At 59.8% G+C, this 18,089-nt stretch carries 11 protein-coding genes; 9 read left to right on the top strand and 2 right to left on the bottom strand.

The window, feature by feature from the left end; translation table 11 throughout:
* The first annotated feature begins 1 nt into the window (after nucleotide 1).
* The 9 genes from KP703_RS00735 (at nucleotide 2) to KP703_RS00695 (ending at nucleotide 13,329) form a co-directional block, all read left to right on the top strand.
* The gene (locus KP703_RS00735; RefSeq protein ID WP_215753485.1) at nucleotides 2-2,101 is read left to right on the top strand and encodes a S46 family peptidase; all 2,100 of its coding nucleotides are present in this window, start codon (nucleotides 2-4) and stop codon (nucleotides 2,099-2,101) included.
* Between the two features lie 268 nt (nucleotides 2,102-2,369).
* Nucleotides 2,370-4,640, top strand: coding sequence for an RNA degradosome polyphosphate kinase (locus KP703_RS00730; RefSeq protein ID WP_215753484.1), 2,271 nt, complete (start codon nucleotides 2,370-2,372; stop codon nucleotides 4,638-4,640).
* A gap of 91 nt (nucleotides 4,641-4,731) precedes the next feature.
* A complete protein-coding gene (locus tag KP703_RS00725) occupies nucleotides 4,732-6,222 on the top strand; it encodes a Ppx/GppA family phosphatase (RefSeq protein ID WP_062270858.1) in 1,491 nt (496 codons plus the stop codon).
* Nucleotides 6,223-6,400: 178 nt separating this feature from the next.
* Entirely contained in the window at nucleotides 6,401-8,725 is a 2,325-nt protein-coding gene (locus tag KP703_RS00720) for an adenylate/guanylate cyclase domain-containing protein (protein WP_062270857.1), read from the top strand.
* Entirely contained in the window at nucleotides 8,722-9,615 is an 894-nt protein-coding gene (locus tag KP703_RS00715) for an ABC transporter permease (protein ID WP_062249818.1), read from the top strand. Before KP703_RS00720 ends, KP703_RS00715 begins: the two co-directional genes overlap by 4 nt.
* A gap of 1 nt (nucleotide 9,616) precedes the next feature.
* Nucleotides 9,617-10,318, top strand: coding sequence for an ABC transporter ATP-binding protein (locus tag KP703_RS00710; protein ID WP_215753483.1), 702 nt, complete (start codon nucleotides 9,617-9,619; stop codon nucleotides 10,316-10,318).
* Nucleotides 10,318-11,268, top strand: a complete 951-nt coding sequence (locus tag KP703_RS00705; RefSeq protein WP_215753482.1) for an MlaD family protein — start codon at nucleotides 10,318-10,320, stop codon at nucleotides 11,266-11,268. The genes KP703_RS00710 and KP703_RS00705 overlap by 1 nt, the downstream gene beginning before the upstream one ends.
* Nucleotides 11,265-12,200, top strand: coding sequence for a hypothetical protein (locus tag KP703_RS00700; RefSeq protein ID WP_215753481.1), 936 nt, complete (start codon nucleotides 11,265-11,267; stop codon nucleotides 12,198-12,200). The genes KP703_RS00705 and KP703_RS00700 overlap by 4 nt, the downstream gene beginning before the upstream one ends.
* A gap of 256 nt (nucleotides 12,201-12,456) precedes the next feature.
* The gene (locus tag KP703_RS00695; protein WP_231866215.1) at nucleotides 12,457-13,329 is read left to right on the top strand and encodes an ion channel; all 873 of its coding nucleotides are present in this window, start codon (nucleotides 12,457-12,459) and stop codon (nucleotides 13,327-13,329) included.
* Nucleotides 13,330-13,350: 21 nt separating this feature from the next.
* On the opposite strand, the gene KP703_RS00690 is transcribed toward KP703_RS00695, so the two are convergent.
* Together KP703_RS00690 and KP703_RS00685 are read right to left on the bottom strand one after the other, a co-directional pair.
* Nucleotides 13,351-15,519, bottom strand: a complete 2,169-nt coding sequence (locus KP703_RS00690; protein WP_373687409.1) for an FUSC family protein — start codon at nucleotides 15,517-15,519, stop codon at nucleotides 13,351-13,353.
* A gap of 137 nt (nucleotides 15,520-15,656) precedes the next feature.
* On the bottom strand, nucleotides 15,657-17,840 hold the full coding sequence (locus tag KP703_RS00685; RefSeq protein WP_215753479.1) for an FUSC family protein: 2,184 nt from the start codon (nucleotides 17,838-17,840) through the stop codon (nucleotides 15,657-15,659).
* Nucleotides 17,841-18,089: the final 249 nt, after the last annotated feature.

Raw genomic sequence — 18,089 nt, 5'->3', positions numbered from 1 at the left:
CATGAGCAGCTTTTTCAAGCGTTCTCTGTTGCCTCTGGCGGTGCTGGCGTGCGCTCCGGCGGTCCTTCCCTCCATCCCCTTCGCGCATGCGGATGAGGGGATGTGGACCATGGACCATCTGCCCGCAGACCTGATGAAGCAGCGTTACGGCTTTACCCCGACCGCCGCCTGGACGGAGCGTGTGACCAAGGCGTCCGCCCGTCTGGCGCTGGGCTGCTCGGCCTCGTTTGTTTCCGCCGATGGGCTGGTGATGACCAATCACCACTGCGCCAATGAATGCCTCCAGCAGCTTTCCGGTAAAGGGAAGAACTACTTTCAGGATGGCTACAGTGCCAAAAGCCCTGCGGATGAGCAGCGCTGCCCCGCCATGGAGCTGAACCAGCTGGACAGCATCACCGATGTAACGGACCGGATGCAGACGGCCCTGCGCGGCAAGGATGGTGCGGCCTACACTACGGCGCGTCAGGCCGAGGAAAGCGCCATTGAAAAAGAATGCGCCAAGGATGACCCCAAGAAATGGCGCTGCGATGTCATCAGCCTGTATCATGGTGGTCGCACGGCGCTGTATCGTTACCGCCGTTATCAGGACGTGCGCATGGTGATGGCGCCGGATCAGAACGCAGCCTTCTTTGGCGGGGATCCGGATAACTTCAACTTCCCGCGCTACGATCTCGATATGGCGTTCATGCGTGTTTACGAAAACGGGAAGCCCGCCAAGGTTGAGGCTTTCCTGCCGTTTGACGCCGCAGGGCCGAAAGAAGGGGAACTGGTGTTCACCTCCGGCAATCCGGGGTCCACAGAACGTGAAGTGCCGCTGGCGGATCTGGAATTTTCCAGAAACGTGACGGTGCCGTTCATCATTGATAACTATTCCGCACTGGACGGTGCGCTGTGGCAGTACAGCCGGGAAAGCACGGCGCACCATCAGGAAGCGCAGGAACGGGTCTTCGGGATTGAGAACAGCCTGAAAGTCTATCGTGGCCGCGTAGACGTTCTGTCTGACCCCAAACTGCTGGATGCCAAGGCAAAAAGTGAAGCCAGCCTGCGCGACTGGATCAACGCTGACCCCAAACGCAAGGAAGCCTATGGCGACCCGTGGGCGAAAAACGCACAGGCGCTGACCGTCAAGAAGCGTATTTTCAAACCTTACGTGATGCTTGAAGGCGCTTTTGGTATTCAGGGTGAACTGTTCCAGTATGCCAAGCTGCTGGTGCGCGCTGCGAACGAACGCCAGAAGCCGGATGCTGAACGTCTGACCGCGTATCATGATGCCCGCCTGCCGGCACTGGAAGCCGAACTCGGTTCCACGGCCCCGGTCTATCCTGATCTTGAAAAGACAGAACTCGCCTTTTCTCTGACCAAGCTGCGGCAGGTGCTGGGCGCGGATGATGAGATGGTGAAGCTGGTTCTGGGTAAAGCTGCGCCGGATGATCTGGCTGAAACGCTGGTCAAAGGCACGAAACTGGCAGACCCCAAGGTGCGTCTGGAGCTCTGGAAAGGTGGGGCAGACGCCATTGCCGCCTCCAAGGACCCGATGATTGTGCTGGCCCGCAGCATCGAACCGCAGACCCGTGCCCTGCGTAAGCAAATGGATGATGAAGTAGCCGCTCCGTCTCGTCAGGCGAGCGAAGCGATGGCCAAGGCTCGCTTTGAGCGCGATGGTGTATCGTCCTACCCGGATGCCACGTTTACGCAGCGTCTGTCTTTCGGTCAGGTCAAGGGCTGGGATGAAAACGGAAAAGCCGTGCCTGCCTTTACCTATTTCTCCGGCCTGTATGACCGCGCAACCGGGTCTGACCCGTTCAAGCTGACCAAGCCCTGGCTGGACGCCAAGGCGCATGTCAACATGAAAACCCCGTACGATTTTGTCTCTACCAATGATATTATTGGCGGCAACTCAGGTTCTCCGGTCATCGACTCTGAGGGCCATGCCGTGGGTCTGATTTTTGATGGCAACATCCACTCTCTGGGTGGGGATTTCTATTACGATGAAACCACCAACCGTGCGGTTGCTGTCGATACGGCTGCTATCATGGAAGCGCTGAAGGTAGTTTATAAAAATCAGGCGCTGGCTAACGAACTGTCTCAGGGGCATCTCTGAGGCCTGACGGCTGATCTGCAAGGCTTCGGCGTATAGGGCACCGGGTTTTGTAGGGTAGCGTGCAGGAGGAACAGGCTCGCGGGGCAATGGCTCTGCGGGCCTGTTTTGCGTTCTGTGCAGGCTCTCTGGAATGCGAGCGACATAAAACCGTAACATGTGTCATTCTTTTCCAGTCAGAAGACTCTACAGTATGATGTTAAGTCTTAAGAGACGATGAGCCCTATGCCCGCAGGGCTGATGCGGGCAGGATGAGGGCAAACAGGGGAGAATGGGTGTGACGACGGGGCAGGACAAAAAGACGGGTCAATCAGCCGGAGCCAAAGTGCCCGCCCGCAGACGCACGCCGGCAGTTCGTCGAACCAGAAAAAAGCCGGTCCAGAAAAAGGTGACGCTGGACATGCCCGAGCGGTTTATCAACCGCGAACTCTCCTGGCTGGCCTTTAACCAGCGTGTGGTGGAAGAGGCGGATAACGCGCGCAATCCACTGCTGGAGCGCCTGCGTTTTCTGTCCATCAGTGCCAGTAATCTCGATGAATTTTATTCTGTGCGTGTGGCCGGTCTTGTCGGGCAGGTGCGGGAAGGGCTGGTGGCGTTCTCGCCCGATGGCCTGACCCCGGCCGAGCAGCTGGATGCCGTGCGGGAACGCTGCGCGCAGCTTCTGCGTGAACAACAGCGTATCTGGGTAGAACTGCGCGGCCTGCTGGCGGAGGCCGGCGTGGTGCTGTGTGAGCCGTCTGATCTGGATGAAGCCGACCGCGCCTGGCTGCATACCTGCTTTATGGACCGCGTTTTTCCGGTTCTGACGCCGCTTGCGGTGGACCCCGCGCACCCGCTGCCCTTCATCCCCAACATGGGGCTTGCGCTCGGCCTGCGTCTGCTGCTGGCGGAAAACGGCGCGTTTGCCATGAACGCGCTGATCCTGCTGCCTGCGCAGGTTGAGCGGTTTATTCGCCTGCCCAGCAAGGACGGGGCAGGCAACCGCACGGTGCGCTTCATCCGTCTGGAAAACCTGATTACCCTGTGCATGGAACAGCTTTTCCCCGGCCTTGTGGTGGGGGAAAGCGGCATGCTGCGCGTGGTGCGCGATACCGATGTGGAGTTTGAGGATGAGGCGGAAGACCTTGTCCGCTCTTATGAGAGCGCACTCAAACGCCGTCGCCGTGGCGTGGTGATCCACCTGGATATGGAAAAGCGCGTGCCGACGGAACTGGCGGACGCCATTGCCTCCGGGCTGGACCTGCCGCCGGAAGAAATTGCCGTCCATTCCGGCATGATCGGTGTGGTGGACCTCAAGCAGATGATTGTGGATGACCGCCCCGATCTGCTGTTCCCGCCCTACACGCCGCGCTTCCCCGAGCGGATTCTGGACTTCAATGGTGATTGTTTTGCCGCCATCCGGGCGAAGGATCTGCTGGTTCATCATCCGTTTGAAAGCTTTGACGTGGTGGTGCAGTTCCTGCGTCAGGCAGCGCTCGACCCCAACGTGATTGCCATCAAGCAGACATTGTATCGCACGTCCCGCGACTCCCCCATCGTCAAGGCGCTGATTGAAGCCGCTGAGGCCGGGAAGTCCGTTACCGCCATGGTGGAACTGCGGGCGCGGTTTGATGAAGAAGCCAATATTCGCCTCTCCCGCGCGCTGGAAGCCGCTGGTGTGCAAGTGGTGTTCGGTTTTGCGGACCTGAAAACCCACGCCAAGCTCAGCCTTGTGGTGCGGCGCGAGGGTAATCAGGTGCGGTCCTACGCGCATTTTGGCACGGGCAACTATCACCCGATTACCGCCAAGATTTACACGGACCTCTCCTTCTTTACCTGCAAGCCGGAACTGGCGCGGGATTCCGCACGTCTGTTCAATTACGTGACCGGCTACGCCATGCCGGCTAAGATGGAAGCCATTTCCTTCTCGCCCATCACTATCCGCAGCACACTGCGGGAGTTGATTGAGGAAGAAATTGCGCATGTCAAAGCCGGGCGTCCGGGCACCATCTGGCTGAAGATGAATGCGCTGGTGGACCCTGATCTGATCGATTGCCTCTATCGTGCCTCCTGTGCCGGGGTGCGGATTATCGGTGTGATCCGGGGCATCTGCTGCCTGCGGCCGGGTGTGCCGGGGCTTTCTGAAAACATCCGCATCAAATCGATCGTCGGGCGCTTTCTGGAACATTCCCGCATTTTCGCGTTCGGCAACGGCCATCGCCTGCCGTCTCGCTATGCCAAGGTCTATCTGTCTTCTGCGGACTGGATGACGCGGAATATGGACTGGCGGGTGGAAAGCATGGTGCCCGTCACCAATCCGACGGTGCATGCCCAGATGCTGGGGCAGATCATGGTCTCCAACCTCAAGGACAATCTGCAATCCTGGGGGCTGGAAGCCAGCGGCACATGGCGCAGGCTAACGCCGGGGGCGCGGCCTTTTTCTGCGCATGAATGGTTCATGACGCACCCGTCGCTCTCGGGCCGGGGCTCCGCTGCGCATGAAACGCCACTGCGTGCACCGGCCTCTCTGCCGACGTCAAAAGACCTGATGTTTGATGACTGATTTCAGTCAGCAGGGCGGGAAAAGCAGAATGCGTGCTTTTGGCATCTGTTCTCGGTTTTCGTGAACGATTTTCGGGAGTAGAGTGCCGCCCATGCAGACTGATATGCCGCGCCGCTCGGCCGTTGTTGATCTTGGGTCCAATTCTGTGCGCCTCGTGGTGTTCGAGGGCGTATCGCGCAACCCTGTGCCTATCTTTAATGAAAAGGCAGTGTTGCGTCTGGGTCGGGGCCTGACAGCAACAGGCAAGCTGAATGAAGAAGGCGTACAGATGGCCATGGAAGTGCTCAGCCGCTTCCACGCTATTGCCCGTGCTATGGATGCGGACCCGTTTGAAATTCTGGCGACTGCTGCAGTGCGGGATGCGCTGAACGGGCCGGAATTTGTCGACGCCCTGCGCAGGAACATGCCGGGTGTGCCCATCCGTATTCTGAGCGGGGAAGAAGAGGCCGATCACTCCGCCATTGGCGTGATGTGCGGCATTCCTGGCGCAAAGGGACTGGTGGCCGATGTGGGCGGCGGCTCTCTGGAGTTGATCCGTCTGGCGGAAGATGGCCGCCATGATGCCAATACCCTGCCGCTGGGCGTTATCCGCCTGAGTGACCGCGCCAAGGGAGACCTCGGCGTGGCGCGCACGCTGGCGGATGAGGATATCGGGCGCGTCAAATGGCTGTCTCAGGTCAAGGGGAACACGCTGTATCTGGTTGGCGGGGCATTCCGTGCGCTGGCCCGCCTGCATATTGCCCGCATGCAGTATCCGCTGAATATCGTGCATTATTATACGCTGGGGCTGGAAGAAGCGCGCGAGATGACCGGCTGGCTGCTGCATGCGCAGCGCCGCAGTCTGGAACGTCTGCCCGGTGCCCCCAAAAAACGTCTGGATGATGTGCCGTTTGCCGCCACCGTGCTGCGCAGATTGCTGCGCAAGGTGCAGCCGGACCGGGTGGTGTTCTGCGTGGATGGCCTGCGGGAGGGGTGGTACATGCTGAATGTCGCCCCGGATTGCCTGCCGCAGGACCCGATGGACATCGTGGCGCGGGATATGTGTGCCCGTCTGGGCCGTAGCAATACGCTGCCAGATGTGCTGTGCCGCTGGACGGATGGCCTGCTGCCCAAGGAAAGCAGGCAGGAGCAGCATCTGCGGCGCATTGCCTGCCTTCTCTCGGATGTTGGCAGTCACGATCACCCGGAATATCGGGCAGAGCAGACCTACTGGCGTATCCTGCGCATGCAGGGCGTGGGGTTTGATCATGAATCGCGGGCCTGGCTTTCTCTGGCACTGGCCGTGCGCTATGCGGCGGATACCAATGCAGAGTTTCTGGGAACGTCCCGCACGCTGCTGAGTGAGGCCGCATGGCGGCGCGCCATCGTGCTGGGGCAGGCGCTGCGTCTGGCGTATTCCCTTTCCGGTGGGACGGCGGTGCTGCTGGATGGCACGGCTCTGCTGTGGCAGCGCAAGGAGCTTGTGCTCAAACTTGTGTCATCCCGTGTGGCTGTGCGGGGGGAAACCGTGGGGCGTGGACTGGCCCGGCTGGGGCAGGCGCTGGATGTTTCCACCCGCTTTGAGTCTGATCTGGAAGCCTGATACAGCCTTTTGCCTGTTCTCTGTCAGGAGCAGATGTGTGTGGGGAGCAGGGCATAGAGGCTCTGCGCCGGCGGGCACAGTCATGGGACTGGACAAGCTGCGGCGTTCTGGGCACCTTAAATTTCAGACATCTGCCGGGGATGGGGATTTATGACCAGTAGTCAGGGGAAAAAGTGACGTGTCTTCTGATGAGATAGTCGATCCGACAGTGCAGAATGATGCGTCCGTGCGGCGTGTCCTGCTGCATCTGGTCCTGCCTTTTGGCTCGCTACTGCTGGTTGTAGGGGCAATTGTGGCCATTGGGCTGCATTCCTACCGCTCCACGCGGGCCGGTGTGGTCTCGCTGACCCATGAGCTTCTGGGCGCGGTCCAGCAGAATATTTCTCAGGAAGTGTCTGATTACATCATGCCCGCCGTGGCGGGGAACGTCATCGCCAGTGGCATGATTGCGCATGCGCCGCCGCAGGTGGCGGACCGGGTATTTAATTCCTATGGCGCGGCCATGCTGCAAAGCGTGCCGCAGTTGCAGTCCTTCTATCTGGGGGATGAAGACGGCCATTTCCGCCTGATTACCCGTGGGCCTGATGGCAAAAATGAGGAACGCACCACGTTTGAAGTGCGTGATGGCAAGCAGGTCTATCACCGCGAATTCTATACGAATGACGGCGTAAAAACGGGTGAGGAATACACGGACGCAACCGGGTATGACCCGCGCAAGCGCCCGTGGTACAGCAATACGGAAGGTAAGACGGACGTCCAGTGGACGCAGCCTTATCTGTTCCCCTCCGCGCGCCAGTTTGTCATGACAAGCTCTCTGCGGTTTAAGGCCGCAAACGGGCACACCTATGTTTTTGCCACCAATATTTCCCTGAATGAACTCAGCACGTTTCTGGATCATCTGAAGGTCGGCAAGACCGGGAACGCCATTATTCTGGACAGCAAGGGTCGGGTTATGGCGGGGCGTAACATCATGCAGCAGGCAGAAGCTGCCGGGTGGGACCCGAACAAGATGGTGCTGGACCCCAAGACCCATCCGGTTTTTGCCCGTGGGTATGACCATTACCGGGTGCGGGGCTTTGGCCCGCGTAGTTTTGAGCTGAACGGCAAACGCTATGTGACCATTGCCTCACCGCTGAAAAGTTCTGCCGAGGGCTGGATTTTACTGCTGTCCGCCCCGGAAAATGACTTTGCCAGTTTTGCCCGCCAGAGCAGCCAGCAGAGCCTGCAATTTGCCGGGATTATCATAGTGTTCTCGCTGGCGCTGGCCGGGTTCCTTGTGCGGCAGGTGCGGCGTTCGGAACGAATGGCGCGCAAACTGGCGCAGCAGGGCGTGCAGATTACGCATGAAAGTGCCGCAGTGCAGCAGGTGGCCGTCACGCCGCGTCTGTTTGACCCGACTGCCGAACCTCTGGTGCTCACAGAACAGCTTGCGCACGTGACGGATGCGCGCCGGGCCAGCATCTGGCGCCTGCTGCATGACGGGCAGGCGCTAATCTGTGAAGATTCCTATGATCAGAAACAGGATGCGCATTCCGGTGGTTTTGAAATGTCCCGCGCGGAGCTGGGGGCGTTTTTTGAAGCCATTGAATCCGGTGATGTGCTGAGCGTTGAAAACGCGGCGGCGGATAATCGGACAACGCAGTTCGAGCGGCTGGTCATGCGTGAGCTGGGCACCCGTATGCTCGCCATTTACCCCATTCATGGTCCGAAAGGCATTATCGGTGCCGTGGTGCTGGAAGATGCCCATATGGCCCCGCATCTGGTGTATTTTGTGGACCTGATGGCGTCTATTGCCGGGGTCAGACTGGCTGAAACGACGGAAGATACCACCACCGGGCACGGCCTGCCTGCCGATGAAGTTCCCGGTGCGGTCAATTCCGCCAGACCGCAGCCGCCACCGCAGTATGATAATATGCTGATGCGTGCGCCGCAGGTGGCTGGCGTGACGACGTCCGGGATTTATCCGTCCGTTGCCGTGCTGGTCATCACTTTCTCCGATCCGGTGGTCGATGGGGATGCGGAAACGCAGGCTCTCCTGACGTTGATCAACCAACTGGCCACGGATGTGCAGCGCATCTCCAAGGAGCGCGGCCTGTTTGGCGTGGAAGTGGCCGGCCATCGCATGATCTGCATGGCGGGCTGCACCACAGAGGAAGATCCGACCGCCATTATCCGTATTGCCGATGCTGCGCTGACCATGCGGGAAACCTTCATGGCGGCACTTGCGGCCGCTAATCTGGAACCCGTGTTTGCCATGGGGCTGGATTACGGCGCAGCTTTTGGTGGCGCTGTGGGGGAAGAGCCGAAAGTGTTCAACCTGTGGGGGCAGACTGTCTCTCTGGCAGAACTGATGGCGCAGGGCGCGACAGATGGCGGCACCATTCAGGTGACAGACCGGGTGTATCAGGCGCTGCGTGACCGGTATCTGTTCCGCTCTCGCGGGTCCTTCTTTGCGCCGCATCTTGGGCTGGGTCGGGCCTATGTTCTGGCGGCGCGCCGATGAGTGGCTCGAACGAACCACGTAGTCCGGGGGGTGAGCGGGACCCGATTTTAGAGGCAGATGCCTCCACCCATCCGCAGCACAGGCAGAAGTTCGTGCTGCATGAGTGGGTGCGGGAGAAGCTGGCCTGGACAGGCCGCCTGACGCGGCGGCAGATCCGCTTTTTCCTGATCATGCTGGGGGCAAGCTGGGGCGTTATCTTTGAGAGTTTTCGCTCTCATTCCTGGCGGCGGACCGTGCGCTACGAGTTCGGCACAACCCTCAACAGCGTGATTGGTGGCGGCCTGATCGCCACCATGTTTGCGGGCACACTGACGGGCGTGGCTGCGGTCTCGCAGACCATTTACTGGCTGGGTCTGGCGGGCATGGCGAAAATGACCGGCACCATTCTGATTGATGTGGTCATTCGGGAAATTGCGCCCATTCTGGTGGGCATCCTGCTGCTGGGCCGCAACGGCATGCTCTCCGTCACGGAGCTGGGGCTGCTGACAACAGGGGGAGAAATCCGCTCCATGCAGGCGCAGGGGCTGGACCCGTTTCTGCTGCTGGTCATGCCGCGCACGCTGGCGTTTACCGTGGGCGGCTTTACGCTTGGGATACTGTTCTCCTTCGCCGCACTGGTGACGGGCTATATCATCAGCCGCATGTCCGGTGTGGTGACCAATCCGGTCTGGACGTTTCTCTATGACGTGATTACCGCCATGTCCCACGCGGATTATCTGGTGATCCCGCTCAAATTCATCACCGTCGGGTTTGTGGTGGGGCTTGGTGGCTGCCTGACCGGGCTGACCGCCACCAATGAAGATAATCTGCGCACCCTCCTGCCGCGTGGCTTCTCCCGCGGGATGCTGATTGTGATGGCTGTCAGCGTGCTGTTCAGTCTGGACTTGTAAGATGGATACACGCACTGCCGGACCGCTGCTGGAACTGAACAAGGCTGTGCCCTCTTTTGAGGAAAGCGGCCTGCCGCCCGTGCCCTTCAGCATGAAGCTGATGCCGGGGGACTGTATGGTGGTGGAAACCCGCTCCAGTTCCCGCGCCACCATGTTTGCCGATCTGTGCTGCGGGCTTGTGCCGCTGGACGCAGGTATTGTGAAGTTTATGGGGCTCGACTGGTCAGACCTGCATGACCGGGAAATGAATGCCCTGCGTGGGCGCATAGGTCGTATTACCCGCAGGCCCAGCTGGCCAGAGTTCCTGAACACGCACCTTGCCATCACCCTGCAGCAACTGCACCATACCACTCGCCCGATGGATGAGGTTGTGGCGGAAGCGGCCCGGCTGGCGGAATGGTTTGGTCTGCCCGGCCTGCCGGTTTTGCCGCCCAGCCGGTTGTCCGATTCCGATTTGCTGCGGGCGGCCTGCGTGCGGGCTTTTATAGGGCACCCCCGGTTGCTGCTTCTGGAAGACCCGCTGGAAGCAAGTCCTGTGGAACTGCAAAATCCGTTTCTCAGTGCGATAACGGACGCGCGGGACAAGGGGGCTGGTGTAATCTGGCTGGTGCGTAATAATGCCATCTGGCAGGGCTACCGACAGGGGATTACGAGTATGTGGCGCCTGACTGATGACGGGCTTGTAGAAGTACGGACGGCATAATGTTCCAGATCCGCTTACGACAGAAAGTCAAACCACTCATTTCTCTGCGCTATGCGGATGAATGGGTTGGGTTCCTCGTGCTGCTCAGCGTGGTGCTGTTTGCTGGCGCCGTGGTTGAGGCCGGGGTGCTGCAAAACTGGCTGACACCGCCAGCGCGGCTGCACGTCACGCTGCCAGCCTCTGGCGTGGGCGGCCTGACTGTGGGGAGCGACGTGCAGCTGCTCGGCACCCATGCCGGCACCATTCGCGCCGTCAAGCTCAACCCCTCGGGTGAGATGTATGCCCAGGTGGACCTGGACCCGCAGGCCAAGCCGTTTATCCGGCGGGACAGCACGGCCATTATCCGCAAGCAGTTTATTGTGACAGGTTCTTCCTATCTGGAACTCAGCCGCGGGCATGGGGATGCGATGGACTGGAGCTATGCGGTGCTGAGCGCCACACCCGCTCCCAACCCGGCGGACCAGATTACAGCCACGCTGAATGATATTCAGGCCCAGATCATGCCTGCTATTGCCAGTGCCCGGCACATGATGGCCGAGCTGGATGCCACCATGACGGACATGCACGCGGGCAAGGGCACCGTGGGGCAATTGCTGACCAATGATGAACTGCTCAAGCAGGCTCAGGCAGCAGCGGTTTCTCTGAACACCGTGATTGATCGCCTCAAGCCAATTGAGAAGCAGGTGTCCGGCATCATGACCAAGACGGATGGCACCATGAACAATCTGCGCTCTGCCTCGCATGACCTGAAAGGGGCCACCCCGCATCTGCCCGCTATTGCAGGCAGCGTGGAGGCCAGCACGGCCGATCTGCCCGCATTGCTGGCGCAGGCCCAAACCACGCTTTACGGGCTGGAGAAGCTGACTGACCAGTTGCGTGGCATGTGGCTGCTGGGTGGCCAGAAAACCAGCAAGAAAAACCGCCTTGCCCCCCGGCAGGTGCGGCCATGAGGCGCGTTGGCGCACTGACCCTGCTTGCGCCCTTGCTGCTGGCAGGGTGCGGCGGAGGGGCTGTGGAAGCGCCCTCTGCGCGGGATGACGCCGCGTGGGATCAGGCGATGACGGCCGGGCAGGATTCCTTTGAGCTGGGGCGCTACAGCGTCGCTATTACCCAGTATCGCAAGGCAGCCGATCTGGCTTTGCTGCGGGATGATGGCGTCGCGGCGTCCGAAGCAGGGTATGACCTCGCCGTGTCGCAACTGGCGGGGGATGACCCGGCAGCAGCGGTTGAAACCGTGCAGACCACCCGGCAGGCTGCGGCTGTGCGCGGGCAGACTGCACGCCCGGAATTTGATCTGATTGAAGCGGCGGCCCGGTACCGTCTGCGGCAATATCCGCAGGCGATTGCGCTGGCATCTGGCGGCATGGCCTCCACCGATACAGCCTATGCCGCCCGTTCCGCCCTCGTGCTGGGGCTGGCGGCGGATGCGGGGCAGGATGCAACGGCGTTCCAGAAGGCTCTGGCCTATTTCAACGGGTTGAAGCCGCCGCTGTCCCGCACGGAGCAGGCGGATAAGGCGGAAATTCAGGCGCGTGCCGTTCTGGCGTCCAACCCGGCGCAGGCGGAGCAACTGGCTGAGCAGGCTGCGACCCTGCGGCGGGATGACGCCTCTTATCGGGATATGTCTCGTGCCTTGGCTCTGGCGGGGCAGGCAGCAGATCGCAGTGGCGACCACCAGAAAGCCGCCAGCTTGTGGGCGCGGGCTGCACAGAGCGCCTCCATGCAGGCTAACTCCGCCAATACGGTGGATGCCGCAACCGTCACGCAGGGTTCCAGTCTGCTGCGCGGCGGGGCGACAACAGCAGAGAGCGATGCGGCGCAATGGGCGCATCTGGCGGGTGGCGTCTCTCTGCATCCGTTTGCGGAGCCGAAGAAGCAATAAGCAAAATCGCTGCAAAGTGATGCGGATTTGCTATGCGTAATTGATGGAAGCAAGCCTTTCTGAGGCCGTGTATCACCGTCTGATCGCAGGGTCGCGCGGCATGGCGGCCTTTCAGACCAGAAGGGCGGACATGAAAAGCGTATTTCAAAAGCTGAAGGAAAAGCGCCAGGCGCGGCTGACGGCGCGTTACAACAGGCTGGATGATACACCGCTTGAAGAGACAGGCAAGAAGTCTCATTTCACCACCAAGGAAGCCATGCGCCGGTTCCGGGCGCATGCGCTGGTGGAAGAAAAAGGCCATCGTGATGTGGTACGTGTCGGCCTGTCCGATAGTGTCTGGACGGACCTGTATCACCACGCTTTGACGGCAAGCTGGACGGCTTTTGTTTATACATCAGTTATTTTCTATTTTCTGATCAATCTGTTCTTTGCCCTGCTGTATCTGATCGCGCCCTCTCAGGTGACGGGGGATGGCCAGCATACGCTGCTTTCCCTGTTCTTCTTTAGCGTGCAGACCCTCTCGACCGTCGGGTATGGCGGCATGGTGCCGGTGGGGCCCTATGCCAACATTGTGGTCTCGTTTGAAGTGCTGGTGGGGATGATGATCAACGCGCTGGCAACAGGCGTTGTGTTTGCCCGTTTTGCCCGCCCACGGGCGCGCATCATGTTCAGTAATACAGCGGTTATCAGTAATGAAAACGGTATTCCGGCGCTCTGTATTCGCATTGCAAACCTGCGGCTGAGCGTCATTTTATCCGTGGATGTGGAAGTCTCGCTGTCCCGACTGGTCATGAGTGAAAACGGGCATCTGGTGCGGCAGTTTGACCAGCTTTTGCTGGTGCAGTCGCATGTGCCGGTGCTGCGGTTTGCGTTTGTCATGGCGCATGTCATCGGGCCGGAAAGCCCGCTGCACGGCAAAAGCATGGCGGAACTGGAAAAGGAAGAAGCCGAAATTGTCGTGACCGTAACCGGCACGGACGAGGCGCTGGGCCAGACCGTGTTTGCCCGAACCGCGTATCGATTTGACCGCGTACACCACAATCATCGGTTTGTGGATATCGTGCTCTCCCGCCCGGATGGACGGATTGCGGTGGATTACACGCGCTTTCACGATATCGAAAAACACTGAAGGCCGCGTCAGAGCGGTCTTTCAGGCCGCCGTTGGCAGGTGAAAGCGGCGGGTTGTGTCCAGAAAGGTGACATTGTCCGCCAGTTCCCGCTTCATCACTTCCAGACTGCCCACGGCACGGGTCAGGTCCATCTGCAAGGATAGGTTTGGCTCCCGCAATGCGGCAGGGCGTAGCTCCGCCAGCGCTTTGGCTGCGGTCTCCGCAGGCCGTGTGGTGTGACCATGCAGCGTGGCGATACTATGCATCACAGACTGCAAGAGTTGAGTCTGTTCTGGCGATAGGTCGTGATGCTCCAGCACATGCTGAATACGCAGCACCAGAAGCCCGACCGTCATGATCCCCATTGCCCCGGCCAGATAGGCTTCCGTCAGCGCATCGGGTTTAACGCCGGCGTGATGAATAATCTGCGCAATGCGTCCGCAGGAGCGGGCCATCCATTCTGCCGGGCTAAAGGTGCTTTTCTGCGCGGCCAGCCTGCGTAAATCCCGCACCAGTTTGCGGCGCAGGCGCCAGCGTTCGGCAGCGGCATCAAATGGCAGCACAAGGCGGAAGGCCCACACCCCCAGCGCAATGCCCAGAACAACAGCCGGGGTGGTGTTGAACCAGATAATCTCATTCATGCGGCTATGGTTGGCCGGGCCGATCATGAACGGCATGAAATTGTTATAGGCTGCGGCGGTACCAATGGAATTCGGGGCACGGAGGGCAAGACCGCCCACCAGCATGGGGAAAAACAGGGAGGCCAGCAGGGTCTCATTACTGGCCTGATCCGGCAGGACCAGAAACACCAGAACCCATGAAACAACGGCAGCCCAGACGGCCCCCCTCAGAAAACCGCTTGAGGCCAGAACAGGATTTTCAAAAGAGGAAAAGCGCGTGCTGGTCACGGCCACAAACATGGACAGCGTGGAGCCATCCGGCCAGGCTGTGACTTCCCAGATCAGACCACCAATGCAAATGGCAGCCGCTGCACGCAACCCATTGTTGAGCGCCAGAACAGGATCTTTTTCAATGTGCTGCGCAAAACGGAAGTGGTCTTTGGGGCTGGGTTCCTGCGTGGCAATAAAATGCTCAAGGGCTTCATCCAGTTCCAGAATGAGCTTTGCAAGAGCGGTTGCCAGAATGCGGCTTTCCAGCAGGTCACGCATCAGCTCTTCGGAACTGTTGGGATGCGTTCTCGCCTGTTCAAAAAGGATCAGTGTATCCGTGGCAGTTTGCAGGCAGTTTGTGCGGGCGTGATACAGGTCTGCCCGGATCTGTCGCGCTGCGTCTACCGGATCAGAATCTTTGAAGTGATCCGGAATAGTTTTCAGGATTTGTGCAAAGTCTGAGAGCGATTTTTTAAACGTTTCCGGCAGCGGGGCAGCGGCTTCCATATGGATATGCATGCTTAGCCCACGCGCCAGAAAGGTCGAGATACTGGCCAGCACGGCGCGGGCGTGGTCGCCCACATGCGCGTGCGGGCCTAACTCGATTTCACTGAATTCTACCTGATCAGCCAGAGAGGGGATGCTGCCCATCAGCGCGCGGGAGCGGAACAGGCCATCCTTTTCCCCCAGAAGCAGGCCGGTCATGCTCAGGCAGGCGCCGCTGAGAGCATCCTGCAAGTGACTGCGAATTTCTTCATGCGCCACCGTATTCAGGCGCGGGGCGAACAGGCCCGCCAGAGTGCTTTCACACACAATGCCCAGCGTGATGTAGGTGGTGCGGGACATGGCGATCATAAACACATTGTCCGGCTGGTTCGCCGCACTCAGCACAATGATGGTGCAGGTAAAAGCCACCAGAACCAGCGCGTAGGACCGGAAGTTGCGCAGAAACGTCGCTTCCGCGCAGCAGGCCCCGGCTCCTAAGGCCAGCAGGGGGAACAGTAGCCAGGGTTCCTGCGGAAAGGCGGCCAGAAAGGCAATGCCACATATCGCACCAATACAGGTGCCAATCAGTCGCCATTTGGCTTTGGAAATACTTTGTCCGCGCGAATTCTGCGCCACAATCCACGTGGTCATGGCGGCCCATTGCGGGCTGTCCAGCTCCATCCACAGCGCAAGGCTCAATGCCAGCAAGGCTGCAAAGGTTGTGCGCAGGGCAAACCCCAGATTGGCCGGGGAGGGCGCAATCAGCCAGGCGAGGGGGGCATTTTCTGAAAGACCGGTTCGGCCCTGTGAGAGTCTGGTAGCCCACGCACGTATCTGCTGCGAAAGGCGATCAGAGAATGAAGACACATGCACGGACCGATTATTCCTCCAAGCCTTCTGTTATAACATGAAGGTGAGGGTCCGGTACATATTAAAATAGTTTTTCAAAACGGGGAGAAATGCGTTCCCCTTTACGCCGCCTTGTAGGGCTTGGAGGCATCAAGGAACACGGCATTGGCATCCAGCTCGTGCGAGACGACGATCAGATACGCAATGGCGCGGGTCAGTTCGATGCGGGTGGTGATGTTGGGTTCCATCGCTTCGATACGGCGCAGCGTATTGGTGGCGAGGCGCGCGCTCTGGGCGGTGCGGCCATATTTACCTGTAAAGCGGCTCATGCGGGCCATCACGACTTCAATCGGTCTGCGGGCTGAGCGCGGGATCTGGTTACGTTCAAGCAGATTACGCAGACGGATAATGTTGAGGCCGATGGTCATGGCGGCCAGTGTGCCCTGCAAACAGCCCTCAATGGTAGGAGAGGGCGTTGGGCCTGCATGGCGGATCAGCCGCGCAAAGCGGTCAATATTCCGGCCGATCCAGTTCTGGTTGAGCGGAATGGGTTCGGCAGAGGCCAGTGTGCGCAGGTCGCGCAGCAACGTGCGGCGCATGCGCCAGCGTTCTGCTGCACTGCTGAACGGCATGACCGCCCGGAACATGATAACGGCAAACGCCACCCCCAGCAGAATAGCGGCGGTGGTGTTGAACCAGGCAATTTCGTTTTCACGTCCCTGATTGAACGGGTGAACGAAGTTGGGCAGCAGCAGGGTATAGGCGGCGGCGTGCAGGGCCGTGCCAGCATTCCGGCTGGCCAGCCCGCCTGCAATCATGGGCAGGGCAAGGGAGGCGACCAGCATCTCGTAATTTTCCTGTGTGGGCAGCACCACAAACACAAGAAAGAAGGAAACGAGGGCCGCCCAGAGGCTCCCCACCATGAACTGCGTGGTGGCGACAACCGGATTTTCACGGGTGGCGAACAGGCCGCAGACAATGGCGACAAAGGTGATAAAGCCGAGGCCTGCGGACCATGCGGTGACTTCCCACACCAGACCCGCACTGGTAATGGCGACCGCCGCGCGGATGCCGTTATACATGGCCTCGCGCTTGTCCACATGGGACTGGAGGCGGAAGTGGAAGTGGTCTCCGCGGATAAAGTGCTGGCTGGCGTCATATTCCCGAATGGCCTGTTCCAGCTCACCCAGCAATTCATCCAGCGCGTTGTGCAGAATACGGCCATCCAGCAGCGCCTGAATTTCCGGATTATCCTGTACGCGGACCTGCTGCATGCTGATTTCGGTCGTCAGCGCATCCACAATCTGCTGCCGACATTCCCCCCGGATCAGGCGCAGGTTTTCCAGCAGATGCTGGACGGTATCGTCAGTTTCCAGCTGGGGCGGCAGGGCGTTGAGAAAAGCGCTGACTCTGGCGGCTGTGGCGCGGAAAACCGGCTGGTCCGTCTCCACATATTGCAGCCGGACGGCCATGCCCAGACCGCGGGAAAGCAGCACGGAAACAGCGGCGAGGGCAGCGCGGGCGTGGTCGCCCTCATGCCCGTGCGGGCCCATTTCCACTTCGGAGAATTCAATCTGGTCATTGATGGACAGAATGGGGCCGAACATGGCGCGGGAGCGCACGAGGGCTTCATCATCCCCGGAGAGCAGGCTTGAGACGGAGCCGGAGACATTCCCGAGCGCTGTGCGCAGTTTGTCACGGATGTTCCGGCGGGCTGTGGCGGCCAGATTATGGGCGAACAGCCCCGCCAGAACGCTCTCACACGTAATGCCCAGCACAATATACGTGGCGCGGGACATGGCTGTCATGAACACGTTGGCCGGGTTTGGAATGGCTCCAATGGCGATGATGGCGCAGGTGTACCCGGCCAGAACCAGCGCGTAAGAGCGGAAGTTACGGACCAGCGTTGCCATCGTACAGCAAAGCCCTACCCAGATCCCCAGAGCCGGGAAGAACAGCCAGGCCTGCTGGATAAAGGCGGAAATCAGCGTGATGGACATCACCACGCCAATGGCGGTGCCGACCAGTCGCCATTTCGCTTTGGAAATACTTTCCCCGCGGGAACCCTGCGCCACAATCCAGACGGTCATGGCGGCCCATTGCGGGTCATCCAGTTCCATCCACAGCGCAATGATCAGGGCGATCAGCGCCGCGGCGGTGGTGCGCACGGCAAAGCCGAGTGCGGGAAGGGACGGGGCAAACAGCCATCGCAGCCGGCCACTCTGCTGCTCGCCGGGGCGGCGCAGCGGGCGCAGATGGCGCAAGGGGCCGATGCGGTCGAGAAGGAAGACGGGGAGACTGGGCAAAGGTGCTACTTTTTCGGCTGCGGCTGTTTGAAGCGTTTCAGACTTTCAAAGTAGCCCGATTCCCTGAATTTTCCTTGAGGTGTCAGACGCATATCAGCTATCGGTCCATCTCAGTGGGGTGCCGGGATGATAAGAAAGGCAGTTATTGATCTCGCACATGACTGCTATTTGGTCCATGATGATCTTAACTGATGCCCGCCTGGAATAGTGTAAGACTTACACACAGGCTTAATGGAAAAGCAGAGAGGC

The sequence above is a fragment of the Acetobacter sp. P5B1 genome, assembly GCF_018811985.1.
Lineage (GTDB): Bacteria > Pseudomonadota > Alphaproteobacteria > Acetobacterales > Acetobacteraceae > Acetobacter > Acetobacter cerevisiae.
This window is presented reverse-complemented; position numbering and strand designations above follow the sequence as displayed.

Bases quoted from the DNA above. Each gene is read 5' to 3' on its own strand.
- KP703_RS00730 (WP_215753484.1), top strand. From the start codon at position 2,370: ATGGGTGTGACGACGGGGCAGGACAAAAAGACGGGTCAATCAGCCGGA.
- KP703_RS00705 (WP_215753482.1), top strand. From the start codon at position 10,318: ATGTTCCAGATCCGCTTACGACAGAAAGTCAAACCACTCATTTCTCTG.
- KP703_RS00700 (WP_215753481.1), top strand. From the start codon at position 11,265: ATGAGGCGCGTTGGCGCACTGACCCTGCTTGCGCCCTTGCTGCTGGCA.
- KP703_RS00735 (WP_215753485.1), top strand. From the start codon at position 2: ATGAGCAGCTTTTTCAAGCGTTCTCTGTTGCCTCTGGCGGTGCTGGCG.
- KP703_RS00725 (WP_062270858.1), top strand. From the start codon at position 4,732: ATGCAGACTGATATGCCGCGCCGCTCGGCCGTTGTTGATCTTGGGTCC.
- KP703_RS00695 (WP_231866215.1), top strand. From the start codon at position 12,457: ATGCGCCGGTTCCGGGCGCATGCGCTGGTGGAAGAAAAAGGCCATCGT.
- KP703_RS00710 (WP_215753483.1), top strand. From the start codon at position 9,617: ATGGATACACGCACTGCCGGACCGCTGCTGGAACTGAACAAGGCTGTG.
- KP703_RS00715 (WP_062249818.1), top strand. From the start codon at position 8,722: ATGAGTGGCTCGAACGAACCACGTAGTCCGGGGGGTGAGCGGGACCCG.